We start from the raw sequence: 23,622 nt of genomic DNA, 5'->3' as shown, positions 1-23,622 counted from the left end.
GCAACACCTCGCTGCTGATCACAGCGAGAGGTCGAGCCCCCCAACGGCCGCCCGCAGGTGCTCTTCGTCGCCGACCTTGTGGATTGAGACTTCAGGACGCGAAGTCACCGCCATCGCACCCCCTCCGAGACCCCCCGCCCCGGAGGCTTGATGGCTCATTTCAAGGAGGACAGGATGCTCCGACACCATCGCTCCGCACGAGCTCTGACCGCTGTCGCCACCGCCGCCGCCATCGGCGCCACGGGCTGCGCCGGCTCCTCGATCACCACGAAGCCGGCCGCCGCGCCGACGGACGTGGGCACGTCGTGCGCCAAGTACGGCACCGTCAAGCTCACCGTCGGCATGTCGGAGGCCGGCGAGGCCATCGCCAACGGCTTCAAGGAGCAGGTGAAGTCCTTCCAGGCGGCCAACAAGAACGTCACGGTCGACCTGCAGATCAAGGACTGGGCCTCCTCCGCCAGCACCATCAAGCTGGTGATGTCCGGCAACAACCCGCCCGACGTCATGCAGGGCAACTCCGGCTGGGCCATCAACGGCGCCCTGTGGAAGGCGGGCCTGCTGCTGAACCTGGACCCGTACGCCAAGGCGTTCGGGTGGGCCGAGAAGTTCCCCGAATCGGCGCTGACGGTCAACAAGTTCACCTCCGACGGCAAGGCCCTGGGCGAGGGCAGCCTCGTCGCCGTCCCGCCCGCCATCCAGTACGTCGGCGTGTTCTACAACAAGGCCGTCCTGGGCAAGCTGGGCATCGACCCGGCCACCCTCGACGACAAGGCGGCCTTCCTCCAGGCGCTGGACAAGGCCAAGGCGGCCGGCGTCACCCCCGTCCTGCTCGGCGACTCGGAGAAGTGGCCGGCGCTGCACAACCTGTCGCTGTTCAACGGCTGGTACGTGGCCCCGGACACGATCAACAACTGGGTCTACAACAAGCCCGGCAGCACCTACGACGACGACGGCCACCTGAAGGGCTCGACCGACTTCCGCACCTGGATGGAGAAGGGCTACTTCAACTCCGACGCGCTGGCGACCAGCTTCACCGACGCTACCAGCCGCTTCGGCAAGGGCCAGTCCGCCTTCTTCGTCACCGGCTCCTGGGCCCTCGGCGACGTCGGCAAGGCCCTGGGCGACGACGCCGGCTTCATGCTCTTCCCGGCCGGCGACAGCGGCAAGCACGCGGCCGTCGGCGGCTACAGCCTGCCCTTCAGCATCTCGGCCAAGACCAAGTACCCCGACTGCGCGGCGGCGTTCATCGACTACGTGACCGCCGGCGACGAGGCCGTCGCGGCGCAGATCGCGGCCGGCCGTCCCTCGGCGACCAAGGCGGGCGTCAACGCCAAGATCGACGACCCGCTGCTCAAGCAGATGGTCGACGCCTACGAGCGGCTGTCCGCCGAGAACGGCCTGTTCACCTGGGAGGACTGGCCCACCCCGACCATGCTCACCTTCCAGGGCGCCGAGGCCCAGCGGCTGCTGTCGGGCGAGGTCACGCCCAAGCAGTACAACGAGTCGGTCCAGAAGAACTGGGCCGACTACATGAAGACCCGTTCCTGACCTGTCGGGCGGCGCACGAGGCGCCCATCCCGTCCCCCCTGTGAGAAAGGCCATTCGTGGACAAGGTAGTCATCACCGTAACCGTCGACTGTTCCATGTCGTATCCCGGCTTCAAGGGCATGCCGAGGATCGACGACGTGCCCGCCGTCGCGGGTGAGTACGTACGGGCGATCGACTCCGGCGCGTCGCTCGTCCACCACCACGGCGTGCACTACCTGGAGGACTCGATCCAGGAGGACGGCCGCCAGCTCTCCCGCACCGACTACGACGGCTGGGCCGACCTGACCGACCGCATCCGCGCCGAGCGAGACTCGATCATCCAGTTCGGCATCGCCAGCGCCCGGCTGGAGGAGAAGGTCGCGCTCATGAAGCTGCGCCCGGACATGATGTCGTACGCCTTCAACGTGCACGACGAGTACTTCCGGCCCGACCCGGCCTACCCCGCCAACGAGCAGTACGCCATCCACACCCGCCCCGAGCTGGAGGCGTTCTGCAAGGCGGCCAAGGAGAACGGCGTCAAGCCCGAGGTCGAGTCCTTCTACACCGGCGCGTTCTGGAACCTGGAGTTCATCCGCGACCAGGGCCTGCTCGACGACCCGGTCTGGACGACCCTGTTCCTGGGCTGGCCCGGCGGCGCCTGGACGCCCCCCACCGAGGACTCCCTGCTGTACCTGGTCCGGCACCTGCCGCCGCGGGTCAACTGGAACGTCAGCGTGATGAACCCGAAGATGCAGTGGCGCCTGCTGGCCATGGCCATGAGCCTGGGCGGCCACGTACGGGTCGGCTGGGAGGACAACCCGTACCTGCCGGACGGATCGCCGTCGCGCTCCAACGCCGAGCTCGTCGACGAGATCGTCAAGATCGCGCACCTCATGGGCCGCGAGGTGGCGACCCCCGACGAGGCCCGCGAGATCATCGGCCTGCCCGCGCGGCAGGACGGGGCCCAGCCGGCGGCCGCGGCCGCCGGCCAGAGCGCCTAGGAATCCGTCAGGACACGCCGGCGCCCCGGTGCGGTGCGGGAGACCGCGCCGCACCGGGCGCGCCACGTAGGGAAGTGGATCGCACCATGGCCGTCACGGTCACCACAGACGCCGGCCCGGCGACGCCCGCCGGCAGGCGGCCCCGCCGGGGAGTCCGGCGGGGCGAGGTCCGCGGGATGCCGTACCTGCTCATCCTGCCCGGATTCATCTTCTACGCGCTGTTCGTCCTCGTGCCCATCGCCGACACGGTCCGCCTGTCGTTCCTCGAATGGGACGGGCTCTCGCCGCAGACGTGGGTCGGGCTCGACAACTACCTCCAGGTGCTGACCGATCCGAACACCTGGACCTCGTTGCGGGTCTCGCTCGTCTTCGTCGTCTTCGGCTGCGTGCTGCCGGTGACGCTCGCCCTGCTGCTCGTCGGCATCATCGCGCGGACCAGGATCCGCGGGCTGAGCTTCTTCCGGTTCGTGTTCTTCCTGCCGTACACGATCGCCCTGGCGGTCGTCGCGATCGCCTGGCGCTGGCTCTACTCGCTGGACGGCTCGCTCAACGCGATCATCAAGGCCGTCTTCGGCTCCGACCTGGTGCGGCCGTTCCTCGGCGACGCCGGCCTGGCGCTGCCGGCCCTGGGCGTCGTCGCGTTGTGGGCGACGTTCGGCTTCGTCGTGGTCATGCTGCTGTCCGGCACGCAGCACATCCCGAAGGAGCTGTACGAGGCCGCGCGCATCGACGGCGCCGGACCGGTGCGCGAGTTCTTCACCGTGACCCTGCCCGGCATCCGCCACGAGCTGCGCGTGTCGCTGGTGATGACCCTCACCCTGTCCCTGCGCATCTTCGACCTGCCCCTGATGGCGACGCAGGGCGGCCCCGGCTACGCCACCACCACGCCGTCGCTGATGATGTACCGCGACGTCTTCGTCAACGGGCAGATCGGTCCGGGAGCGGCCATCGCCGTGCTCCTCACCCTGGTCATCTTCATCGGCGTCGGCCTGGTCAACCGGCTCGTCAGATCGGAATAACACGATGGTCTCCCGCCGCAGCAACACCATGTCCTACGTGGTCCTGCTCCTGTTCGCGGCCTTCGCGATCTACCCCTTCATCTCCACGACGCTCGTCGCCTTCAACCCGCCGGACGCGTCCGTGAGCGGGCTGGCCTGGCCGAGCCGGTGGTCTCTGGACAGCTTCGTCAGCGCCTGGGACAACCCGGACGCCGGCATCGGGCGCTCGCTGCTGAACAGCGTCCTGCTGTCCGGGGTGGTGGTGAGCGTGTCGGTCTTCTTCTCGATCCTGACCGGCTACGCGTTCGGGACGATGCGGTTCCGCGGCTCGTCGCTGCTGTTCCCGCTGTTCGTGCTCGGGCTGATCGTGCCGTACGAGGCGACCGTCATCCCGCTCTACTACCAGTTCAGGGCCTTCGACCTCATCGACACCTACTGGTCGATGATGCTGCCGTGCATCGGCGGCTCGATGGCCTTCGGCACGTACTGGATGACGTCCTTCTTCAAGTCCTTCCCCCGCGAGCTGCTGGAGGCGGCGCGGACGGACGGGTCGAACCGGTGGCAGACGCTGTGGCGGGTGGTCGTGCCCACGGCCAGCTCGCCGATCTTCGCCCTGGCCACCATCCTGTTCATCTGGACCTGGAACAACCTGCTGCTCGCGGTCGTGATGATCTCCCAGCCGGAGCTGCGCATGGTGCCCGCCGCGCTCAACTTCTTCGTCGGCCTGCAGTACGGCAGCAACTACCAGATCACCTGCGCCGCCGCGATCATGGTCGCGCTGCCGGTGATGATCGTCTACTACCTCCTCCAGCGCCGGTACGGCGCCGACGTGCTCGCCGGCTCCCTCAAGGGCTGAGGCCCGGCGCCCACCAACCATCCATTCGTCACATCCTGTACAGGAGAATCACATGTCAGTGTCGAAGCCGGGCGTCGGCATCGCGGGTCTCGGGCTGATCTCGAAGACGCACGCGGCGGCCTACCAGCGCATGTCCGACGTGGTCGACCTCGTGGCCGGCTGCGACGTCGACCCCAGGGCGGCGTCGGCCTTCACCGCCGAGTTCGGCGCCAAGACCTACACCGGCCTGCAGGACCTGATCGACGACCCGCGGGTCGACGTGGTGGACCTGATCCTCCCCCACCACCTGCACTACGACGCCGCCATGGCGGTGCTGGACGCCGGCAAGCACCTGATCCTGGAGAAGCCCGTCGCGCCGACGTACGAGCAGTCGGTGGCCATCCAGCGCCGGGCGGCCGAGGCCGGCGTGCACTTCATGGTCGCCGAGAACAGCCGGTACATCGCGGCCTACCAGGCCGTGCACCGGCTGCTGAGCGAGGGCGCCATCGGCGAGGTCATCCACGCCAGGACGTACCTGCGCTCCAACGAGAAGGCCCACCTGTCGATGCCCGGTTACTGGCGGACCCAGTACAAGCTCGGCGGCGGCCTGGTCATGGACACCGGCGCGCACTCGTTCTACCTGCTCAAGTGGCTGCTCGGCGAGTTCGAGGAGCTGACCGGCGTCTCCAGGAAGGTGTTCCCGCTCGACAACGAGATCGAGGACACCGCCGAGGTGTACGGCCGCATGCGCAGCGGCGCCCACTTCTCGTGCGGCTTCACCTCCGTGTCGGAGGTCCCCCACAGCGAGCGCCTGGAGCTCTACGGCACCGAAGGGGGCATCCTGGTGGACCAGATGTCCGACCCGGTGGTCAAGATCTTCCGTGGCCAGCACGACTACCAGGGCGAGGCGGTCGCCGGCGTGCCCTTCGGCCCCGACGCCTGGCACCCCGGCGGCTGGCACCACGAGTCCGTCATCACCGAGGTCACCGACTACGTGCGCGCCCTGGTGGAGGGACGCCCGCCGCTGATCGACTCCGGCGACACCGTGTACGCCATGCGCGTCGTCGAGGCCGCCTACGAGTCCATCCAGTCCGGGAAGACCGTCACCGTCCCGGCCGGCGCGCAGCTCTGATCCGCCCCCACAGCAGAATCTGGACCTCCCCATGAGACTCATGCGCATCGGCGCCGCCGGCGCCGAACGTCCGGTCGTCGCGATCGACGACGAGACCTACATCGACGTGTCCGACGTGGTCGCCGACTTCGACGGCTCCTTCTTCGCCGCGGGCCTGGACGGGCTCGCCGCAACCGTCGCCGACCGGGTGGCCGCCGGCGCGGCCCGCCGCTTCGCCGGTGAACGCGTCGGCGCGCCGATCGCCCGTCCGCACCAGATCCTGTGCGTCGGCCTCAACTACGCCGACCACGCCGCCGAGTCGGGCCAGGAGCCGCCGGCCGAGCCGATCGTGTTCACCAAGGCGCCGAACACGCTGGTCGGGCCCGACGACGACGTGCACATCCCGCGCGGCTCCTCGGCCACCGACTGGGAGGTGGAGCTCGGCGTCGTGATCGGTGCCCGGGCCCACTACCTGGAGAGCGACGAGGAGGCGCGCGCCGCGATCGCGGGGTACGTGCTGGTCAACGACGTCAGCGAGCGCGACTTCCAGCTGCGCCACGGCGGCCAGTGGGTCAAGGGCAAGTCGGCCCCGACGTTCAACCCGTGCGGCCCCTGGCTGGTCACGCCGGACGAGCTGGGCGAGGCGACCGGCCTGGGCATGTGGCTCGACGTCAACGGGCGGCGCCGTCAGACCGGCTCGACGGCCCACATGTTGTTCGACCCCGTCTTCGTCGTGCGTTACCTGAGCCGGTTCATGGCGCTCGAACCCGGCGACCTGGTCAACACCGGCACGCCCGCGGGCGTCGGCATGGGCTTCGACCCGCCTGTCTACCTGCGGCCGGGCGACCGGATGGAGCTCGGCATCGACGGCCTGGGCCGCCAGACGCAGTCCGTCGTGGCCGCCCCCTGACCGGCCGGCACAGGCCGGCCTACGCCGTCAGGACCGGCACGCGCTCGGCCAGTGCCCGCACCGCCTCCCGCAGCTGCATGCGGGCCAGGTGGTTGCCCAGGCAGAAGTGCGGTCCGTGGCTGAAGGCCAGGTGCGGGCGGGCCGTGCCGCCCGGCGCGTGGCGGCGGATGTCGAACCGTCCGGGGTCGGTGAAGGCCGCCGGGTCGTGGTTGGCCGCGTGCGAGTTCGGCAGCAGCACGGTGCCGGCGGGCAGCACCGCTCCGGAGGGCAGCTCGACGTCGGCGGTCAGCCGCCGCAGCAGGCCGTTGGTGCCCGGCCCGTCGAAGCGGAGGATCTCCTCCACGGCGGGCTCAGTCAGGCCGGTGCGGCTGCTGTGCGGGCAGGACAGGATGGCCCGCACGTCGTCGTACCGGACGGCCATCGGCACGGTGTCGCCGCTGGGCAGGACCACCGTGCCGACCGGGTCGGACGCCAGCCCGTCAAGAGGCGGGCCGCCGGCGTCTAGGAACGCCAGCCGGGCAGGCGGTCGGTCTCGCAGCCGGCGTCCTCGATGGCCGCCACGATGAAACTCTCCTCGACCGGGCCCTCGGTGAGCACGCTCACCCGGCCGGCCGCCAGGTTCACGTCCACGCCCACCACCCCCGGGATCAGCGCCAGCTCCCGCTTCACCGCCTCCACGCACGTGGCGCAGCTCCCGGTGTTCAGGTCGGGGATGCCGTAGGTGACGAGGCTGTGGACAAGGGTGATCATAAGGTCCTCCGAAGTGCCGTACAGGGGTTGGGTATGGGGTCCGTTTCACCACGCCGTACCCTTTTCTGAGCTTGCCGCAAGGAGAGCGGCGACGACAGCGGATGCGACTTCCCCTTCCCGCCATGGCGGGAAGCGGACAGGAGAGGTACGTGAGCGACGAGGCCACCGCCAGGCGGGTGTACACGCGGATGCGCCGGCACCGGGAGTCGTTCGGCGCGGCGGCCGCCGGGCTGGGGCTGCGCGGCGCCGAGGTCGAGCGGGCCCGCGACCGGCTGACCAGGCTCGGCCTGCTCAATCCCGGCGCCGAGATCGCCGTCGACGCGATGGCGGCGCTCAACCGCATGCTGCTCGGCGGCGAGGAGCTGCTCGGGATGCTCGCCGAGCAGCGGGCGGCCTCCAGGGAGCTCACCGAGCACTACCTGCGCCTGGACGGCGACCCCCAGGACGCCCGCGTCGAGTTCTTCCCCCGGTCCAACGTGGAGGCCCTGCGCGTGAAGCTGCGGGCGGCGACGGACCTGGCCCGCGAGGAGGTCATGGGCATGCACATGCCGCACGCCTGGGAGCCGGAACGGCTGCGGGACTCCCGCGCCGAGGACGTGCGCGCGGTGGCCCGCGGCGTGCGGGTGCGCATCATGCACGCCCAGAGCCAGCTGGCCCAGCCGGCGATGCGCGAGCACGTCCAGGGCATGCTGGAGGGCGGGGTCGAGGTGCGCACCATGCCGTTCGTCCCGGTACGGCTGATCATGCTGGACCGCGAGCTGGCCGTGGCCGAGGTGATGCCCGGCGACCTCATGGCGGGTGCGATGCTCATCGAGGGACGCGGGCTGGTCGCCTCCTACGCCGCCCTGTTCGACTACTGCTGGATGACCGCCTCCGAACCGGGCGACGTGCCCAGGGCGGCCGACGGCGAAGAGCTCAACGACCAGCAGCGGGCGGTGCTGCGCCTGCTGGCCACGGGCGCCAAGGACGACGCCATCGCCCGTGCCCTGGGCGTCTCGAACCGCACGGTGACCAGGGTCGTGGCCGAGCTGACCGCCCAGCTCGGCGCCGACAGCCGTTTCCAGGCGGGCGTCCGCGCCGCCAAGCTCGGCTGGATCTGAGCCGGGAAGGCCCCCTCTCCCCCGATCCGCGCGGCGGGCGGATCGGGCTTGTGAAAATCGCATTGTTCTATCAGGATTAGAACATGCTCTATCGCGTCGACCCGAGCAGCAGCACGCCGTTGAGCGAGCAGATCGCCGGATGCATCCGCCGCGGCATCGCCGACGGGCTGCTGACCCCCGGCGACCGGCTGCCCTCCGGCCGCGACCTGGCCTCCTCGCTGGAGGTCAACATGCACACCGTGCTGCGCGCCTACGCCGACCTGCGCGACGAAGGACTGATCGAGCTGCGTCCCGGCCGCGGCGCCACCGTCACCAGGACGAACCCGCGCGAGCGGGCACAGCTCGTGCAGACCGTCCGGCACCTTGTCACCGTGGCCCGCCGCGCGGGCCTGAACCGCGACGAACTGATGTCGCTGGTGGGGAAGGAGTTCACATGATCGGTAAGGTCCGATGGCTGACGGGCGCGGTCGCCCTGCCCGCGACGGTTCTGGGCGGTGCCGTGCTGACCGTGCTCGCCTGGCGTCAACGGCTGCCCGCCGCGTTACCCGGCCGGAGCGGCGCGGCCCACGGCTCCACCGTCACCGTCGAGCAGTTGTCCACCCTGCTGCTCGGCGTCCCGGCGGCCGTCTGGCTGGCCGGGCTGGCCGGGTTCGTCCTGGCCGGTCGCGCGCCGGCCTCGCGCGCCCATGCGATCCGGACGGCGATCCTGGTCGCGGTCGTCACGATCGTCGTCGCGCCGGCCACGTCCCTGCTGGTCATCCTGCACGCGGCACTGGACGCCCCCACCGCGGCCCAGGCGGCTGCGCCCTCGCCGGCGGTGATGGGCGTGCTCGTCCCCATGGTCACGCTCGCCGGCGCGTGCGCCGCCTTCCTGCTGGCCGGCCGCCACACCCCCGCCGGCCGGGCCACCGGCGCCCCCGCTCCCGACGCTCCACGGCTGCCGCTGCGCGGCCAGGAGAAGGTCTCCTGGCAGGAACGGCGCGTCATCCGGGCCGTCGACCTGGGCGTGGCCGCTCTCACGCTGACCGGGGCGGCCATGACGGCGGCGCTGGTCCTCACCGTCGGCCCCGCGGGCTGGGCCGGGGCCGCCGTCGTGGTCGCCGCCGTGGTGCTGCTGCCGATGCGCTCCTACCGGCTGGCCATCGACGAGCGCGCGGTGACCGTCGCGCTCGGCCCGATCAGCCGGGAGGTCGCGGTCGGCAGCGTGCGCCGGGCCGACGCGGTCGACGTCCCGGCGGATCGGTGGCTGCTGAACGGCGCCCTGCACGGCGCCGGGGCGGGCATGTTGCTGCTGCCCGGGCCCGCGCTGGCCCTGCGCCTGGCCGACGGCACCGACTTCCTGGTGTCCTGCCGCGACGCCCCCACCGCCGCCGGCCTGATCAACAGCCTGCGCGACCAGGCCGCCTGAGCGCCCGTGGCCGGCACGCCGGTGACATTGGTCAATGTGATCACGCTGATCCCATTGATCACTCGGCCACCGGCGTGCCGGAACCCGGCCTATACACTGCCGCTGTTCCTGGTTTTCGTGGCGCCCCGGCCCGTCGCGGCCGTGCGGCACCGTTCTCCTGGGGGGCGCACCTGCGCCGCCTGCGTGTACACCCGATTCACGGATGGCATGGGGCAGGTGGGATGACGACGGTCGGGAAACCGGATCGGGTCGTGCCCGAACAGGGGCGGCCGTGGCCGCGCGGCGCGGCGCGGCACTACCGCCGCGATCCGCTGGGGTTCGTGGAGCGGGCGGCGGGCGCGCGCGGGCCGGTGTTCCGCCTGCCCGACGACGGGTCGCTGTGCGTGGCCGACCCGGCGCAGGCCCTGCGCATCCTGCACGACGAGGCGGGCGACTACGCCGACGTGTCCGGGTTCTTCCACGTCGGCGGCGGGCTGCTCGGGCCGCGGGCGACGCAGGTGGCGATCGGCCGGGCGGCCCGCACGACGCTGCGCGCCCACGTGGCCGCCCGGCGCGAGCGGCTGCCCGCCGTCGTGGCGGAGCTGGGCGAGGTCAGCGAGTGGCCGTCGGCCGGGCGGGCCGCCGTGCACCGGTTCATGGCCGACGCCCTGCTGCGGCCGGACAGCCCGCCCGCCCTGCGGGAGCTGATGGCGTACGTCGTGCGGCGTGAGGTGCTGATCCGCCCCGCCGGCCAGCTCGCGCGGTTGTCGCGGCGCGCCCTGTGGGCCCGCGTGGTACGGACGCTCGCCGCCGAGGCCCGCGCCCGGCGGGGCGAGCCGGCGGACGAGGCGCGGCCCGGCGACCTGCTGGACGCCGTCCTGGGCGCCACCCCGCCCGGGACGCCCCCCGAGCACGTGGCGCAGGTGTACCTGCTGCTCTTCCGCACCACGATCGCGCCGGTCGGCCACGCGGTGGCCTGGGCGCTGCTGTCGGCGGCGGCCCACGGCGTCGACCTGGCCGCCGTGCCGCCCGACTCGGCCGTCCGCGAGTCGCTGCGGCTGTGGCCGGTGGCCTGGCTGCTCGGCCGCCCGGTACGCAGGGCCCACCAGGTCGGCGGCGTGCCGCTGGAGCCGGGCGACAGCGTGTCCGTCTGCCCCTACCTGCTCCACCGCGACGAGCGGCACTGGCCGCGGGCCACCACGTTCCGGCCCGGCCGCTGGGACGGCCCCGAGCCGCGCGGCCCCTACCTGCCCTTCGGCGGCGGCCCGTTCACCTGCGCCGGAGCGGGCGTCGCCCAGGCGCTGGCCACCGACCTGCTGGCCGCCCTGACCGACGGCGCCCGCCTGGAGGTGCGCGGCGGCGCCGGGCGGCCGCACGTCGAGGGCATCATCACGCCGCCGCCCTTCCAGCTGCGCCGCACGCCACGCCAGACCTGACCACCAGCGGTTCGTCGAGGAAGGAGGTGATCTCCCATGAGGAAGCTGCTGCGCCGCGTCACCGGCCGCCGGGTCAACCGGCAGGCCTGGTACATCTGGTAACCGAGTCCGAGCGGCCGCGCCGGGCCGAGGGCCCGGCGCGGTCACCCGGCCCGCCGGCCGTTCAGGAGGCACGCATGTCGCATGTCGAGCAGACCCTGGCGGCCTACGAAGGCGTCGCCGCCCGCTACGACGAGCTGAACGCGCAGATGGACACCGAGGCGCTGGTGGACCGCTTCGCCGAGGCGGTGGAGCGGCACGGCAACGGGGGGCGGCGGCTGCTGGACGCCGGTTGCGGCACCGGCCGCAGCAGCACGGCGTTCAGCAAGCGGGGATTCGCGGTGACCGGCTACGACCTGTCCCCGGCGATGGTGGCGACCGCGCGGCGGCGGCCGGGCGCCGACGGCATCCCGTTCCTGGTCGGATCACTCCTGCGCCCTCCGCCGGAACTGTCCGGCTTCGACGTGGTCGCCTGCGTGGACGTGCCCCTGACGTACCTGACGAGCGCCGGACAGCTGCGGCAGGCGCTGGCGGCGGCGCGCGACCGGCTCGCCCCGGGCGGGCTGGTGGTCTTCGACCTGAACACCATCGGCCACTACCGGCGCACGTTCGGCGTCCCGGTGGTCGCCGACCGCGGTGACCGGTACGTGGCCTGGTTCGCGCACTCGCCGCGGATCGAGGCCGACGAGATCGTGATCACCCAGTTCGACCTGTTCGAACGGGCCGGCGCGGGCTGGCAGCGGCTGTCGATGCGGCACGTGCAGCGCCACCACTCCGACCGCACGGTACGCCGGGCCGCCGAGCTGGCCGGGCTGCGCGTGGTGGCCGCGCACGGGCTGGTGGGCACCTCGGTGCGCGACCCGGCCGACGAGGAGGCCCACGACCGCATCCTGTACGTCGCCCGTCCCGCCTGACGTTCGCTATATTCAGAATATGGTGAATCTACCGTCCGTCCTCAACCTGCGGGGTTGCGACCTGCGTTACGCCGACAGCGGAGGCGGCGGCGTGCCGGTGGTGTTCTCGCACGGCGCCGGGGCCGACCACGTGATGTTCGACGCCCAGGCCCGCCACCTGCGGGCCCGGGGGTACCGCGTCGTCACCTGGGACCTGCGCGGCCACGGCCTCTCCCGCCCGGCCGGCGGGCGCTTCACCGCCGAGCAGGCGATCGCCGACCTGTGCGCGCTGGTCGAGCACCTGGCGCTGGACCGGCCGGTGCTCGTCGGGCAGTCCCTCGGCGGCAACCTCAGCCAGGCCGTCGTGCGGCGGCATCCCGGCCTCGCCCGCGCCCTGGTCGTCATCGGCGCCACGCCGAACACGGCGTCGTTGTCCTGGCGGGACCGCCTGCTGCTGAGGGCGGCCGCGCCGATGCTGATGATGATCCCCGCCGGAAGGCTTCCGCGGCTGATGGCCGACGCCTCCGCGACCACCCGAGCCGCCAGGGACGACGCCCGGCGGGCCTTCGGCCAGGTGCCGAAGAAGGAGTTCGTGCAGGTGTGGCGGGCCACCGTCGAGTTCCTCTCCCCCGACCCCGGTTACCGCACGCCGGTGCCCCTGTGCCTGATCCGCGGCGAGCGGGACACCACCGGCAACATCGCCTCGGCCATGCCCGGCTGGGCCCGCGCCGAAGGCGTCGAGGAGATCGTCGTCCCCGGGGCGGGCCACATCGCCAACCAGGACGACCCGCAGGCGGTCAACGGGGCGATCGACGCGTTCCTGTGCACGCTCCCGGCGCCGGGGCGGGCGCGGCGATGAGCGCGCGGCACACGTTCGTCACCTCGGTGGGCGACCTGCTGGCCTCGTGGAACCTGCCCCACGCGACCGGGCGCGTCTACGGGCTGCTGCTCCTCACCGAGGAGCCGATCTCGCTCGACACCATCGCCGCCGAGCTGGAGCTGAGCAAGGGGGCGGTGAGCACCGCGGTACGGCAGCTCGACTCCTGGGGGCTGGCCAAGGTGATCCCGCAGCCCGGCAGCCGGCGGCTCCTGGTGGAGGCCACCGGGGGGATCGAGTCGCTGCTGGAGGCCAGCCAGGCGCGGGCCAGGACCCTGATCGCCGCCCTGCGCGAGGGCGAGGCCCTGGTGAACGCCGGGCCCGCGCAGGAGCGGCTGCAGGACGTGATCGGACTGTTCGCCGGTTATGTCGACGTCGGCGGGCAGCTGCTGGCCAGGCACCGAGAGGGACGCCCCGGATCGGACACCGCGCGGCCCTCCTCCGCCGGGTAGGGTCTGCCCCACGAAGTCGATCAAGGGGGCCCGGTGGTGGAACTGCCAGACACGCGCATGGACATGTCCCGGGGCGAGCGGGCCCGACGATACGGCGACGTCGCGAGCGCGCTGGCGTTGCACAGCGACCGGCAGCTCGCCCAGGCGCTGGAGCAGGCGCGGATGCTGGGCACGGGCATCGGCGGCACGTCGGTGCTGCTGGACGTCGAGGGCGTGCCGGTCTTCGCCAAGCGCATCCCGCTGACCGACCTGGAACGCCGGCCGGCCAACGTGATGTCCACCGCGAACCTGTTCGGGCTGCCGCCGTTCTGCCAGTACGGGGTCGCCGCCATCGGCACGCCCGGCTTCGGCGCGTGGCGGGAGCTCGCCGCCGCCGCCATGACGACCGGCTGGGTGCTGGGCGGGCACAGCGCCGCCTTCCCGCTGCTGTACCACTGGCGGGTGCTGCCGGGCGCGCCGCCGCCTGCCGCCGAGCACGCCGACGTCGAGGCGGCCGTGGAGTACTGGGACGGGTCGCCCGCGGTACGGGAGCGCCTGCACGCCCTCGCCCGCGCCTCGGCCGGCATCGTGCTGTTCCAGGAGTTCATCCCCCACGACCTGAACCACTGGCTCGCCGCCCAGGTCGCCGCCGGTCAGGAGGCCGCGACGGCGGCGGCCGCCATGCTGGAGTCGTGCCTGCCGCGCGACGTGGCGTTCATGAACGGCCGGCACCTGATGCACTTCGACGGCCACTTCGGCAACATCCTGACCGACGGCGACCGTCTCTACCTCGCCGACCTGGGGCTGGCGACCTCCTCCCGGTTCGACCTGTCCAAGCCGGAGATCGAGTTCCTGGAGCGCAACCGCACCCACGACACCGCGTACGCGCTGGCGCGGCTGGTCAACTGGATCGTCAGCGACGTCTGCGGGATGCGGTCGCCGAACGGCGCCGCCGAGGAGCGCAACGCGTACATCCGCGCGTGCGCCGAGGGCGCGGACCCCGCCGGCGCGCCCCCGCCCGTGGCCGCGATGATCCGCCGGTACGCTCCCGTGGCGGCGGCCGTGAACGACTTCCACTGGCACCTGTGGGGCACCAGCAGGACGACGCCGTATCCGAGCGAGAAGATCGAACGCGCCCTGAGCGCGATGCGCTGACGGCCGGGGCCGAGGTCGCAGGTGACGACCCGGCCGCCGGTGTCATACCGTCACATCATGGACGAGCACCGCCAGAGCATCCCCGACGTTCTCCGCCCCGTACGGGACGCCGCCGCGGCCCTGGGCGAAGACCTCACCGACCTGGGCGACGCGCTGCGGGCGTTGCGGCGGGTCGAGGTGGAGGTGGAACTGGCGACCGATCTGCTGATGCGGCAGTCCAACGCGAAGGCGAACCAGGCCGGGCAAGAGACGTCCTGACCGGCCCGGCGGAGAAGCGCGGCTTCCGAGCCCTGGCCCGACGCGAACAATCATGTGACGGGCCTTCCGTGCTCGCGTTTCGCGCCGGCGGCGGTGCCGCAGGGAAGGACGGCCCGCTGATCGGCCCGCACGCCTGAATGAGCCAGTCCCGCCACGAGCCGTTTCCAGGCAGGCGTCCGCGCGGCCCGGCTCGATCAGCACAGTTACGAACGCGGGGTCGAGCCCGGCGCGCGCGCCCCGCGAGGCGATGCCGCCTCCGCTCACCCCCGGCCGGACTCCTGCTTGGCGGCGTACGCCTGCCGCCACTCCTCGGCCGCCTGCAGCATGGCCTGGCCGACGTGGTCGAAGAAGCCGGCGATGTCCTGCAGCCGGATCCCGGCGGGCGAGGTGGCTCCGACCGTCGCCGCGCCCTGGCGGGCGACGTCGGCCAGCAGCGCGTTCTGGCGGGCGCTGGCCGTCCAGCCGCGGAACCAGGCGTCTGCGTCGATGACGTAGCGGTCACGCCGCCGGCGCGGGTCGCGTTCGCGCCGGATCAGCTCCTGCCGTTCGAGCTCGCCGATCGCCTTGGAGACCGAGGCGGGGCTGACCTGGAGCCTGCGGGTGAGCTCGGCCGCGGTGAGACTGCCGCTGTCGGTGAGGTAGAGGGTGGCCAGGACGCGGGCGGTCATCCGCGTCAACCCGGTGCCGATCATGACCGCGGTGAACTCCTCCTCCAGATCGGTGACCGTCCAACGGTCGCGCGCCCCTGAGGCGGCCGGACGTCTGCGGGCGCGGTCGCGGGTGGCCTGGTGCGCCTGGTCGGCCTGGTAGCCGTCGGGGCCGCCGTTGCGGGCCACCTCGCGCGTGACGGTGGACAGCGGCCGGTTCAGGCGTCCGGCGATCTCGGTCTGGGTCAGCCCTTCGGCCAGCCCCTCGGCGATCTGCCGGCGGTCCTGCTGGGTCAGCCTGCCTCCGGGCATCGGCGGCACCTTCCTGGTCGTACGCGCAACGGACGGCTGCAGTCTTGCATTCGCCTCCATCTCATTGCAACTAGTCCAGCTTGCATTCATCAACACGCCATTGCAAGTAACGCTAAATACCTGATGAACAGGCGCTTTTTGATTGACAGATTTGCGAATGCAAGTTAGCTTTTCCATTGTCGCGAACGTCAAGCAGCGCGGCGCCCCACCCCTCGAAAGGAACCGACATGACCGCATCCAAGTCCGTGAAAGCGGCGGCGCTCACCGCCGCGACCCTGGCCGCCACGGCCCTGCCCGCCGCCGCCTCCCCCGCTCCCGGGCACACCGGGGTGCAGCAGGTGCTCGACCGGACGGTGGCCGCCGGGCTCGCGCCCGGCATGGTCGCCGAGGTCCGCGACGGCCGCCGCTCCTGGTTCGGCTCAGCCGGCGTGTCCGACACCGGGACCGGACGCGAGCGCCGGCAGAACGAGCGGTTCCGCATCGGCAGCACCTCCAAGGCGTTCACCGCCACCGTGGTGCTCAAGCTCGTGGCCGAGGGGAGGCTGAGCCTCGACGACACCCTGGACAGGCGCCTGCCCGGCCTGTTCGACGGCAGCGCCTACGAACCCGGCAAGATCACCATCAGGCAGCTGCTCAACCAGACCAGCGGCATCTTCGCCTACACCGACGACGAGAAGTTCTCCGGCACGGGCGGCGTCGAGGAGTGGTTCAAGCACCGCTTCGACACCTACACCCCCGAGCAGCTGGTGAAGATCGCTCTGGCCCACCCGCCGACCGGCGAGCCGGGCCGGCGTTTCAAATACTCCAACACCAACTACATCCTGGCCGCGATGATCGTCGAGAAGGCGACGGGCCGGACGTTCGAGCAGGAACTCGACCGGACCGTCATCCGCCCCCTGAGGTTGAACGGCACCTCCCTGCCCGGCGCCGACCCCGGGATCCGGGGCCCGCACCCCGTGCACTACTCCATCCTGTTCTCCCGCGACCCGCAGCCCACCATCTACGACGCCACCCGGATGAGCCAGTCCTTCGCCTGGGCCGCCGGCGGCCTCATCTCCACCACCACCGACCTCAACCGCTTCTTCGCCGCCCTGTTCGGCGGGCGCGTCCTGCCGGGCGCGCAGTTGCGGGAGATGCTCACGACCGTCCCCACCGAGGGGGCGGGCTGGATCCCCGACACCCGGTACGGCCTGGGCGTCTTCGAACAGAAGCTGCCCTGCGGCGCCACTGTGTGGGGCAACGGCGGCGCCACGTACGGGTCGTGGAACTACAGCATGGGCACCCGCGACGGCAGGCACCGCCTCACCACGCAGGTCAACGGCGACTGGGCGCCCCTGAGCGTCTTCAACGACGCCCTGGCCGCCGAGTACTGCCCCTCCCCCGACGCTTAGAGATCTTGAGACATTCGAACATATGGTAAACAAAGGGAGTTAGATCATGACCGAAATGCCAGCAGATTGAAGGATGCCTGTGCTCAGGAAGACCCTCACGGCCGCCGCGTTCACCCTCGTCGCCGCCACCTCCCTCATGGCGGTCCCGACGGCCGCCAGCGCGGACGTCTACTGCGGCGACGGATACAAGGTCGTCCACCAGAGCGAGATGCACAACTACACCAAGGTCTGGGGGACGGTGTACCTGACCTACAACAGCAGCACCGGCAAGAACTGCGTGACGGTCGTCAAGAGCAACTACGTCGGCACCAGCACCTGGACCAACGTCACGCTCACCGTCCAGGGCGGTAGCAGCTACGGCGTGAGCGAGACCGTCAAGTACTACGGCGGCCCGGTCTACGCCAACGCCAAGGGCGCCTGCGTGAAGTACTCGGCCATCATCGAGGCCCCCAGCGGCGCCCGCGCCATCGGCGGACGCTCCACGTGGGGCAACTGCGGCTGACCCGAACGGACCCGATCCGTCCACGCGGAGCACGGCCGCCCGGCCCCTGAACCCCGGACGGCCGCACCGCCACAACACAAGGGCCGGGAACCCCCGGAACCGTGTGCCTCCATGAGGCCCTTCAGCCCCTCGCCTCCGCCGCTCGCAGCGCACCGCGCTCCCACGGCGACGCTTCTTCGAGCCCGTGCCACCTGCAGCCCGCCCCCACAGCCGGCCCACCACGCTGCGGCACCCGCCCCTTCAAGCAGCGGCTCCAGCCCGGACGCCTGGCCGCACCGACCAGCGGCCCTCTGGCCACGACCCGCCGGCCCGCGAGCCCTCGCCCCCAGGCACCCGCGCCTCCGCAACCTTCGCGAGATCAACGCGCCCAAGCCGTATGCCAGCGTTTGCCTTTATAGCGCGTGTGCAACTATTGTCGAAGCCTGCAAGAAGCAGTGGCAATAGCAAGAAGGGTCGCGCGATGCCTCTCGCACTCCTCGCCCTGGCCATCGGGGCCTTCGGGATCGGCACCACCGAGTTCGTGATCATGGGCCTGCTGCCCGAGATCGCCGGCGACTACGGTGTCACCATCCCCACCGCCGGCCTGCTGGTCACCGGCTACGCGATCGGCGTGGTCATCGGCGCGCCTGTGATGACGGTGCTCGGCACCAGGATCAGCCGCAAGACGATGCTGCTCGTGCTGATGGGCCTGTTCGTGATCGGCAACCTGCTGTCCGCGCTGGCGCCCGGGTTCGGCGTGATGCTCGGCGGCCGGATCGTGGCCTCGATGGCCCACGGCGCGTTCTTCGGCATCGGCTCGGTGGCCGCCGCCGGCCTGGTCGCCCCGCACAAGAAGGCCGGCGCCATCGCCACCATGTTCACCGGCCTGACCGTCGCCAACGTCGTGGGCGTGCCGCTGGGCACCTTCATCGGGCAGGCGGTGGGCTGGCGCACCACCTTCGCGATCGTCGCGGGCCTGGGCGTGGTCGGCCTGCTCGGCATCGCCGCGCTGGTGCCCGCCATGCCCCGGCCAGAAGGCACCCGCCTGCGCCCGGAGCTGACGGCGTTCCGCAACCCGCAGGTGCTGCTCGCGATGGCGATGACCGTGCTCGGCTTCGGCGGCGTCTTCGCCGCGATCACCTACGTCGCGCCGATGATGACGCAGGTGGCCGGCTACTCCGCCGACGCGGTCACCTGGCTGCTCGTGCTGTTCGGCGCCGGCATGTTCCTCGGCAACCTGCTCGGCGGCCGGTTCGCCGACCGCGCCCTGATGCCGCTGCTCTACACCACCCTCGGCGGCCTCGCGGTCGTGCTGGCGCTGTTCACCCTGACCGCGCACGACAAGGTCACCGCCGCTGTGAGCATCTTCCTGGTCGGGGCGCTGGGCTTCGCCACCGTGCCGCCGCTGCAGAAGCGCGTCCTGGACCAGGCGCACGGCGCGCCGACGCTGGCCTCCGCGGTCAACATCGGCGCGTTCAACCTCGGCAACGCGCTCGCGGCCTGGCTGGGCGGGCTCGTCATCGCCGCGGGCCTGGGCTACACCGCCCCGAACTGGGTCGGCGCCCTGCTCGCCGCCGCGGCCCTCGCCCTGGCGTTCTGGTCCGCCGCCCTGGAGCGCCGTGCGCCCGCGGGTGAACCGGCTGCCGTCCCGGTTCCCGCGCTCGTCCGCGACTGACAGTCCCCTCGTCAGGCCCGGACGGCGGCGGCCATCTCCGTCAGGACGTCGTCCACCGGCGTCGCCGCGACGCCGAGGATCTCGACCGTCGAGGACGCGTCGAGCACGTTGGGCCGGTCGTACAGGTACAACATCTCGGGGAACTCGGCCATGATCGAGTCGGTGCGCCCGATCTCCGCCAGCTCGCGCAGGGACATGCGCCCCAGCCGCGGCGCGGGCGCCTGGGCGGCTTCGGCCAGTCGCCGGGCGAGCCCGCGCACCGGAAGCTCGCTGGTCGAGGGCACGTGCCAGGCCCGTCCCCAGGACGCCTCGTTCCCCGCGGCGGCGACGAGCGTGCGGGCCGTGTCGCCGGTGTAGGACCAGCTGTGCGGCGCGTCCAGATCACCGGGATAGGCGACCGGCGCGCCGGCCAGCACCTGCGCCCCGACCATGAGCGTGAACGGCGAGTACGCGCCGGCGCCGAGGAAGTCGGCGGCCCTGACCTCGGTCACCCGCACCCGGCCCGCCTGGTGGGCGGCGAGGGCGTCCTGCCACATCCGCGCCCGGACCTCGCCCTTACGGCTGGTCGGCGCCATCGGCGCCCCGTCGGCGACGGGCCCCTCGACCGGCCCGTACCCGTAGGTGTTGCCCAGCATGACGTAATCGGCCCCGCTGCGCCCGGCGGCGGCCAGCAACGCGGCGGCCAGCGGCGGCCACTCGGCCGGCCAGCGATCGTAGGGCGGCATCGCGCAGTTGAACAGGACGGCGGCTCCCTCGGCCAGCTCCGCCAGCCGGTCGGCGTCGCCGGCGTCGGCGGGCACGCGTTCGATCCGGGGATGGGCCGGGCCGCTGCCGCTCCGGGTGACCAGGCGGACCTGCCGCCCGGATTCGGCCAGCAACCGGGCGGTGGCCGATCCGGTGGCTCCGGCGCCGACGACGACATGAAAAGACACGATCTTCTCCAAAGACAGGGGACAGTGACACCGGTTGTCCACCCTGTACCGCCGGTGATCAGTACGATAGTGGCCCGAATGCCAAGTATCTGGAGGTTCGGGCCATGCACCGTGTGGCCGTCATCGCCGTCCCGCCGGCCACGACGTTCGACCTGTCCATTCCGGAGCTGGTGCTCGGCGAGATGACCGTGGACGGCCGGCCCGGCTACGACGTCCGGATCTGCACCGCCGACCCCGGCCCCATCGCCACCGGCGGCAGCCTCCACGTCACCGTCACGCACGGGCTGGAGATCGTCGAGGACGCCGACACCGTCATCGTCACCGGAACGGGCGCCCGCGACGACGTCGACCCCCGGGTCCTGCGGGCCCTGCGCCGGGCGGCGGAGACCGGCAGGCGCGTCGCCTCGATCTGCACCGGGGCCTTCGTCCTGGCGCGGGCGGGGTTGCTGGAGGGCCGCGGCGCCACCACGTACTGGGCCAGGTCGGAGGAGTTCCGCCGCCGCTTCCCGACCGTCGACCTGCGTCCTGACGTGCTCTACGTCGAGGACGGCAACATCTGGACCTCCGCCGGCCTGTCCGCCGGCATCGACCTGTGCCTGCACATGGTGCGCGGCGACTACGGGGCCGCCGCGGCCAACGCCGTGGCCCGGCTGGTCGTGGCCGCGCCGGTGCGTCCCGGCGGGCAGGCCCAGTTCATCGCCTCCCCGCTGCCGCCCGAGACCGGGCTCTCGCTCGCCGCCACCCGGGCATGGGCGCTGGAGCGGCTGCACGAGCCCCTCACCCGCGCCGACCTGGCCGCCCACGCCCGCACCAGCGTGCGCACGCTGACCCGCCGCTTCCACGCCGAGACCGGCCACAGCCCGCTGCAATGGCTCCTCCACCAGCGGGTGGAGCAGGCCAGGGAACTGCTGGAGAGCACGGACCTGCCCATGGGCCAGGTGGCCCAGCTCAGCGGCCTGGTCACCACGGACTCGCTGCGCCAGCACATCTCCCACCGCACCGGCCTCACGCCCACCGCCTACCGGGCGGCCTTCACCCGCGGAACCACGTCCGCGCCCGACGTATTGCACCAATCGATACAAAACCGGTAGCGTGCCCGTATGGCGAGGCCGAGATCGTTCGACGAGGACCGCGCCCTGGACACCGCGATGCGCACGTTCTGGGCGAACGGCTACGAGTCCACCTCCACCCGAGACCTGTGCAAGGCGCTCGGCCTCGACCGCAGCAGCGTGTACAACGCCTTCACCAACAAGCGCGAGCTGTTCAAGCGCACCCTGACCCGCTACATGGACGCCACGACCGCCGACCAGCTGCGCATCCTCGACGATCACGAGCTGCCGGCGATCGAGCGCGTCCGCGCGCTGTTCGCCAGGATCCTGCGGACCGAGGCGGAGAACCGGCGCGACGGCCACGGCCTCGGCTGCCTGACCGTCAACACCACGATGGAGCTCGCCGGCCGCGACCCGGAGATCTCCCAGATGCTCGCCCGCGACGCCGAGCGCCGGGCCGCAAGCCTGAGCGCGGCCATCAGGAGCGGCCAGCGCGACGGCGACATCGGCTCCACCCGCGACCCCGCCGAGCTCGCCCGGTTCGTCAACGCCGTGATCGCCGGGATCCGGGTGGCCGCGCAGGGCGGCGCCGACGACGCCACCATCGAGGCCATCGCCGCCACGGCCATGGACGCCCTGAGCTGACCGCTGTCTTTTTCGTGCCCGAGTTCTACACCGATCGATGCAAAAGGGAGCCCCCTTGCCCAGAGCCGTCTATGTCCTGGCCGTCGGCATCTTCGCGATGGTGACCAGCGAGTTCGCCGTCGGTGGCCTGATGCCCCAGATGGCGGGCGGGCTCGGCGTGACCGTCTCCCAGATCGGCTACCTGATCACCGCCTTCGCGGTGGCCATCTCGGTGGCCGTCCAGCTGAGCCGCCCGGAGGTGCGCGGCCGGGCCCTGGCCGTCGTCCTGAACGGGCTGATGCTCGGCACCCTGCTCGGGCTGCCGCTGTCCACCCTGATCGGCGGGCAGTTCGGCTGGCGCGCCGCCTTCTGGGCCGTCGGCGTCCTGACCGTCCTCGCCGCGCTCGCCACGACGGCGGGCGTTCCCGCCCTCGGCCGCGCCGGCGGCGACGGCGACTTCCGGCAGGAGATGGCCGTCTTCAGGAACGGCCGGCTGTGGCTGGCGCTGTCGACCAGCACCCTCATCATCGGCGCGACGTTCGCCGCCTTCAGCTACCTCAGCCCGATCCTCACCCAGGTCACCGGGTTCCCCTCCGGAGCCGTCCCGCTGCTGCTGGTCGCGTACGGCGCGGCCACCGTGGTCGGCAACCACGTCGTCGGACGCCTGGCCGACCGGCACACCGTCCGCGTCCTGCACGGCTTCGGGCTGCGCGCTCCCTTCTGGCTGGGCGCCGGGCTGGCCGCGCTCGGAGTGGCGTCCCTGCTGCCCGAGCTCGGCCGCCGCACCGGGGCGCGGTCGTCGGCGCCCAGCCGCGTCGACCCCTGCCTGGCCTCGCCCGCCGGACAGGAACGTCCCTAGGAGAACCAGCTTCCGCCGAGCTCCTGGACGGCCTTGCTGCCCTTGGGCACCAGCACCGCCTCGCTCAGCACGTTGTTGACGCTCTTGGCGTCGTTGAGCAGGGCGAACAGGAAGAACATGCCGCCACTCGCCGTACGGAAGCCGAAGACGGAGCCGCGGCCGGCGAACCCGACGTACATCCCCTTGTTGACCTGGGGGAACGCCTTACGGCTGTAGCTGTCCTTGGCCAGGCGGTAGCCGGAGTCGCCCTCCTTCTTCCTGTCCCCGTTCCAGAAGTTGCGGTACTCCTCGGCCACGGCGGCCGCCATCGCGTCGTCCATGTCCGTGATGTAGCCGTCGGCGTCGAGCAGCGGCTTGGGCATCTGCTGTCCCCAGTGCAGCGGGGTCGCGACGGCCAGCCGGAAGGACTGCCCGGGAGAGCGCAGGAACGCCAGCAGATGCGGGCGGCTGTGGCCCTTGGTGTCGCGGTAGGTCGCCTTCGCGATGAACCAGTCCCCGGCCGGCGGCTGCCGCTCCGGCCTGGGCACATAGATCGTCGGGATGCCGGCCGGGTTGATCGGTTTGTGCGCCGGCTTCCATCCGAAGCCTTCGCGGCTGCGTTCCAGGACGCCCTCGTACAGGGCGCCTTCGACGAACAGCGCGTCGAGCCGGGCGTTCGAGCGCCACCACTTGCGCTTCTTGATCGCCGCGTTGTATGTGGCCACCCACGTGCGCATGGCCGTCCGGGCCTGGGCTACGGTCAGGGCCCGCGCGGTCGCCGAGGCGTCCGGCAACGGAGACTGAGACGGAGACTGAGAGGGAGACGGCGAGGTGGCGGGCGAGGCGGCCCGGCTCGGCGTCGGCGGGTCGGCGGGGCGATAGGGCAGTCCCGGGATCGCGCCGCAGCCGGCCAGGCTCAGCACGAGAGCCACGAGCAGCGGTAGTGCGCGCACCGACAATTCCCC

At 71.9% G+C, this 23,622-nt stretch carries 26 protein-coding genes; 21 read left to right on the top strand and 5 right to left on the bottom strand.

Annotated features, from left to right (window positions below):
* Window positions 1-174 precede the first annotated feature (174 nt).
* The 6 genes from AB0J46_RS44565 to AB0J46_RS44540 all read left to right on the top strand — a co-directional run bounded on the left by AB0J46_RS44565 (window position 175) and on the right by AB0J46_RS44540 (window position 6,382).
* On the top strand, window positions 175-1,548 hold the full coding sequence (locus AB0J46_RS44565) for an extracellular solute-binding protein (protein ID WP_364341416.1): 1,374 nt from the start codon (window positions 175-177) through the stop codon (window positions 1,546-1,548).
* Between the two features lie 95 nt (window positions 1,549-1,643).
* Window positions 1,644-2,528, top strand: a complete 885-nt coding sequence (locus AB0J46_RS44560) for a 3-keto-5-aminohexanoate cleavage protein (RefSeq protein ID WP_364341414.1) — start codon at window positions 1,644-1,646, stop codon at window positions 2,526-2,528.
* A gap of 86 nt (window positions 2,529-2,614) precedes the next feature.
* On the top strand, window positions 2,615-3,547 hold the full coding sequence (locus AB0J46_RS44555; protein ID WP_364341412.1) for a sugar ABC transporter permease: 933 nt from the start codon (window positions 2,615-2,617) through the stop codon (window positions 3,545-3,547).
* Window positions 3,548-3,551: 4 nt separating this feature from the next.
* On the top strand, window positions 3,552-4,382 hold the full coding sequence (locus AB0J46_RS44550) for a carbohydrate ABC transporter permease (protein ID WP_357978078.1): 831 nt from the start codon (window positions 3,552-3,554) through the stop codon (window positions 4,380-4,382).
* A gap of 52 nt (window positions 4,383-4,434) precedes the next feature.
* Window positions 4,435-5,493 (top strand): Gfo/Idh/MocA family oxidoreductase, encoded by a 1,059-nt coding sequence (locus AB0J46_RS44545; protein ID WP_364341410.1) that lies wholly within the window; start codon window positions 4,435-4,437, stop codon window positions 5,491-5,493.
* 31 nt (window positions 5,494-5,524) lie between these two features.
* Window positions 5,525-6,382: a fumarylacetoacetate hydrolase family protein gene (locus tag AB0J46_RS44540; protein ID WP_364341408.1), complete on the top strand. Its 858-nt coding sequence runs from the start codon at window positions 5,525-5,527 to the stop codon at window positions 6,380-6,382.
* A gap of 19 nt (window positions 6,383-6,401) precedes the next feature.
* Here the strand turns inward: AB0J46_RS44540 and AB0J46_RS44535 are convergent, their stop codons facing one another.
* Entirely contained in the window at window positions 6,402-6,833 is a 432-nt protein-coding gene (locus tag AB0J46_RS44535; protein ID WP_364341406.1) for a cytochrome P450, read from the bottom strand.
* Window positions 6,834-6,883: 50 nt separating this feature from the next.
* Entirely contained in the window at window positions 6,884-7,132 is a 249-nt protein-coding gene (locus tag AB0J46_RS44530; RefSeq protein ID WP_352360044.1) for a heavy metal-associated domain-containing protein, read from the bottom strand.
* A gap of 149 nt (window positions 7,133-7,281) precedes the next feature.
* Here AB0J46_RS44530 and AB0J46_RS44525 point away from each other — a divergent pair, with 149 nt between their 5' ends.
* The 9 genes from AB0J46_RS44525 to AB0J46_RS44485 all read left to right on the top strand — a co-directional run bounded on the left by AB0J46_RS44525 (window position 7,282) and on the right by AB0J46_RS44485 (window position 14,708).
* Window positions 7,282-8,232: a helix-turn-helix transcriptional regulator gene (locus AB0J46_RS44525; protein WP_364341404.1), complete on the top strand. Its 951-nt coding sequence runs from the start codon at window positions 7,282-7,284 to the stop codon at window positions 8,230-8,232.
* Between the two features lie 83 nt (window positions 8,233-8,315).
* On the top strand, window positions 8,316-8,669 hold the full coding sequence (locus AB0J46_RS44520) for a GntR family transcriptional regulator (RefSeq protein ID WP_364341402.1): 354 nt from the start codon (window positions 8,316-8,318) through the stop codon (window positions 8,667-8,669).
* Entirely contained in the window at window positions 8,666-9,640 is a 975-nt protein-coding gene (locus AB0J46_RS44515) for a hypothetical protein (protein WP_364341400.1), read from the top strand. Before AB0J46_RS44520 ends, AB0J46_RS44515 begins: the two co-directional genes overlap by 4 nt.
* Before the next feature lie 221 nt (window positions 9,641-9,861).
* Window positions 9,862-11,055 (top strand): cytochrome P450, encoded by a 1,194-nt coding sequence (locus AB0J46_RS44510; RefSeq protein ID WP_364341398.1) that lies wholly within the window; start codon window positions 9,862-9,864, stop codon window positions 11,053-11,055.
* A 176-nt stretch (window positions 11,056-11,231) separates the two neighbouring features.
* Window positions 11,232-12,008 (top strand): methyltransferase domain-containing protein, encoded by a 777-nt coding sequence (locus tag AB0J46_RS44505; RefSeq protein WP_364341396.1) that lies wholly within the window; start codon window positions 11,232-11,234, stop codon window positions 12,006-12,008.
* Window positions 12,009-12,027: 19 nt separating this feature from the next.
* The gene (locus AB0J46_RS44500) at window positions 12,028-12,846 is read left to right on the top strand and encodes an alpha/beta hydrolase (protein WP_364341394.1); all 819 of its coding nucleotides are present in this window, start codon (window positions 12,028-12,030) and stop codon (window positions 12,844-12,846) included.
* Complete coding sequence (locus tag AB0J46_RS44495) at window positions 12,843-13,316, top strand: HTH domain-containing protein (protein ID WP_364341393.1); 474 nt, start codon at window positions 12,843-12,845, stop codon at window positions 13,314-13,316. The genes AB0J46_RS44500 and AB0J46_RS44495 overlap by 4 nt, the downstream gene beginning before the upstream one ends.
* Window positions 13,317-13,352: 36 nt before the next feature.
* Window positions 13,353-14,450, top strand: a complete 1,098-nt coding sequence (locus AB0J46_RS44490; RefSeq protein WP_364341392.1) for a serine/threonine protein phosphatase — start codon at window positions 13,353-13,355, stop codon at window positions 14,448-14,450.
* A 57-nt stretch (window positions 14,451-14,507) separates the two neighbouring features.
* Entirely contained in the window at window positions 14,508-14,708 is a 201-nt protein-coding gene (locus AB0J46_RS44485) for a hypothetical protein (RefSeq protein ID WP_364341391.1), read from the top strand.
* 260 nt (window positions 14,709-14,968) lie between these two features.
* On the opposite strand, the gene AB0J46_RS44480 is transcribed toward AB0J46_RS44485, so the two are convergent.
* Window positions 14,969-15,667: a MarR family transcriptional regulator gene (locus tag AB0J46_RS44480; RefSeq protein WP_364341390.1), complete on the bottom strand. Its 699-nt coding sequence runs from the start codon at window positions 15,665-15,667 to the stop codon at window positions 14,969-14,971.
* A gap of 227 nt (window positions 15,668-15,894) precedes the next feature.
* On the opposite strand from AB0J46_RS44480, the gene AB0J46_RS44475 reads away from it, so the two are divergent.
* The 3 genes from AB0J46_RS44475 (at window position 15,895) to AB0J46_RS44465 (ending at window position 19,214) form a co-directional block, all read left to right on the top strand.
* Window positions 15,895-17,058, top strand: coding sequence for a serine hydrolase domain-containing protein (locus AB0J46_RS44475; RefSeq protein WP_364341389.1), 1,164 nt, complete (start codon window positions 15,895-15,897; stop codon window positions 17,056-17,058).
* Between the two features lie 79 nt (window positions 17,059-17,137).
* Complete coding sequence (locus AB0J46_RS44470; RefSeq protein ID WP_364341388.1) at window positions 17,138-17,560, top strand: spore-associated protein A; 423 nt, start codon at window positions 17,138-17,140, stop codon at window positions 17,558-17,560.
* 460 nt (window positions 17,561-18,020) lie between these two features.
* Window positions 18,021-19,214, top strand: coding sequence for an MFS transporter (locus AB0J46_RS44465; RefSeq protein ID WP_364341387.1), 1,194 nt, complete (start codon window positions 18,021-18,023; stop codon window positions 19,212-19,214).
* An 11-nt stretch (window positions 19,215-19,225) separates the two neighbouring features.
* On the opposite strand, the gene AB0J46_RS44460 is transcribed toward AB0J46_RS44465, so the two are convergent.
* Window positions 19,226-20,146, bottom strand: a complete 921-nt coding sequence (locus AB0J46_RS44460; RefSeq protein WP_364341386.1) for an NAD-dependent epimerase/dehydratase family protein — start codon at window positions 20,144-20,146, stop codon at window positions 19,226-19,228.
* A gap of 104 nt (window positions 20,147-20,250) precedes the next feature.
* Here AB0J46_RS44460 and AB0J46_RS44455 point away from each other — a divergent pair, with 104 nt between their 5' ends.
* Genes AB0J46_RS44455 through AB0J46_RS44445 form a run of 3 tightly spaced genes read left to right on the top strand, consistent with a single transcriptional unit; the run spans window position 20,251 to window position 22,678 of the window.
* Window positions 20,251-21,237 carry a helix-turn-helix domain-containing protein gene (locus AB0J46_RS44455; protein ID WP_364341385.1) on the top strand — a complete coding sequence of 329 codons (987 nt, stop codon included), beginning with the start codon at window positions 20,251-20,253 and terminating at the stop codon, window positions 21,235-21,237.
* 9 nt (window positions 21,238-21,246) lie between these two features.
* A complete protein-coding gene (locus AB0J46_RS44450; RefSeq protein WP_364341383.1) occupies window positions 21,247-21,840 on the top strand; it encodes a TetR/AcrR family transcriptional regulator in 594 nt (197 codons plus the stop codon).
* 55 nt (window positions 21,841-21,895) lie between these two features.
* Window positions 21,896-22,678, top strand: coding sequence for an MFS transporter (locus AB0J46_RS44445; RefSeq protein ID WP_364341381.1), 783 nt, complete (start codon window positions 21,896-21,898; stop codon window positions 22,676-22,678).
* Here AB0J46_RS44445 and AB0J46_RS44440 read toward each other — a convergent pair.
* A complete protein-coding gene (locus tag AB0J46_RS44440) occupies window positions 22,675-23,610 on the bottom strand; it encodes a hypothetical protein (protein WP_364341379.1) in 936 nt (311 codons plus the stop codon). The two genes, AB0J46_RS44445 and AB0J46_RS44440, sit on opposite strands and share 4 nt — an antisense overlap.
* Window positions 23,611-23,622: the final 12 nt, after the last annotated feature.

This window comes from Nonomuraea sp. NPDC049758 (assembly GCF_040674635.1).
Lineage (GTDB): Bacteria > Actinomycetota > Actinomycetes > Streptosporangiales > Streptosporangiaceae > Nonomuraea.
Note: the sequence above shows the minus strand (reverse complement) of the source record. Positions and strands in the feature narration are given on the sequence as shown.

Coding starts and splice junctions, on each gene's coding strand:
- AB0J46_RS44565 (WP_364341416.1), top strand. CDS start 175: ATGCTCCGACACCATCGCTCCGCACGAGCTCTGACCGCTGTCGCCACC.
- AB0J46_RS44475 (WP_364341389.1), top strand. CDS start 15,895: ATGACCGCATCCAAGTCCGTGAAAGCGGCGGCGCTCACCGCCGCGACC.
- AB0J46_RS44540 (WP_364341408.1), top strand. CDS start 5,525: ATGAGACTCATGCGCATCGGCGCCGCCGGCGCCGAACGTCCGGTCGTC.
- AB0J46_RS44465 (WP_364341387.1), top strand. CDS start 18,021: ATGCCTCTCGCACTCCTCGCCCTGGCCATCGGGGCCTTCGGGATCGGC.
- AB0J46_RS44500 (WP_364341394.1), top strand. CDS start 12,028: ATGGTGAATCTACCGTCCGTCCTCAACCTGCGGGGTTGCGACCTGCGT.
- AB0J46_RS44510 (WP_364341398.1), top strand. CDS start 9,862: ATGACGACGGTCGGGAAACCGGATCGGGTCGTGCCCGAACAGGGGCGG.
- AB0J46_RS44495 (WP_364341393.1), top strand. CDS start 12,843: ATGAGCGCGCGGCACACGTTCGTCACCTCGGTGGGCGACCTGCTGGCC.
- AB0J46_RS44450 (WP_364341383.1), top strand. CDS start 21,247: ATGGCGAGGCCGAGATCGTTCGACGAGGACCGCGCCCTGGACACCGCG.
- AB0J46_RS44550 (WP_357978078.1), top strand. CDS start 3,552: ATGGTCTCCCGCCGCAGCAACACCATGTCCTACGTGGTCCTGCTCCTG.
- AB0J46_RS44545 (WP_364341410.1), top strand. CDS start 4,435: ATGTCAGTGTCGAAGCCGGGCGTCGGCATCGCGGGTCTCGGGCTGATC.
- AB0J46_RS44555 (WP_364341412.1), top strand. CDS start 2,615: ATGGCCGTCACGGTCACCACAGACGCCGGCCCGGCGACGCCCGCCGGC.
- AB0J46_RS44485 (WP_364341391.1), top strand. CDS start 14,508: ATGGACGAGCACCGCCAGAGCATCCCCGACGTTCTCCGCCCCGTACGG.
- AB0J46_RS44455 (WP_364341385.1), top strand. CDS start 20,251: ATGCACCGTGTGGCCGTCATCGCCGTCCCGCCGGCCACGACGTTCGAC.
- AB0J46_RS44560 (WP_364341414.1), top strand. CDS start 1,644: ATGTCGTATCCCGGCTTCAAGGGCATGCCGAGGATCGACGACGTGCCC.
- AB0J46_RS44480 (WP_364341390.1), bottom strand. CDS start 15,667: ATGCCCGGAGGCAGGCTGACCCAGCAGGACCGCCGGCAGATCGCCGAG.
- AB0J46_RS44530 (WP_352360044.1), bottom strand. CDS start 7,132: ATGATCACCCTTGTCCACAGCCTCGTCACCTACGGCATCCCCGACCTG.
- AB0J46_RS44520 (WP_364341402.1), top strand. CDS start 8,316: ATGCTCTATCGCGTCGACCCGAGCAGCAGCACGCCGTTGAGCGAGCAG.
- AB0J46_RS44515 (WP_364341400.1), top strand. CDS start 8,666: ATGATCGGTAAGGTCCGATGGCTGACGGGCGCGGTCGCCCTGCCCGCG.
- AB0J46_RS44505 (WP_364341396.1), top strand. CDS start 11,232: ATGTCGCATGTCGAGCAGACCCTGGCGGCCTACGAAGGCGTCGCCGCC.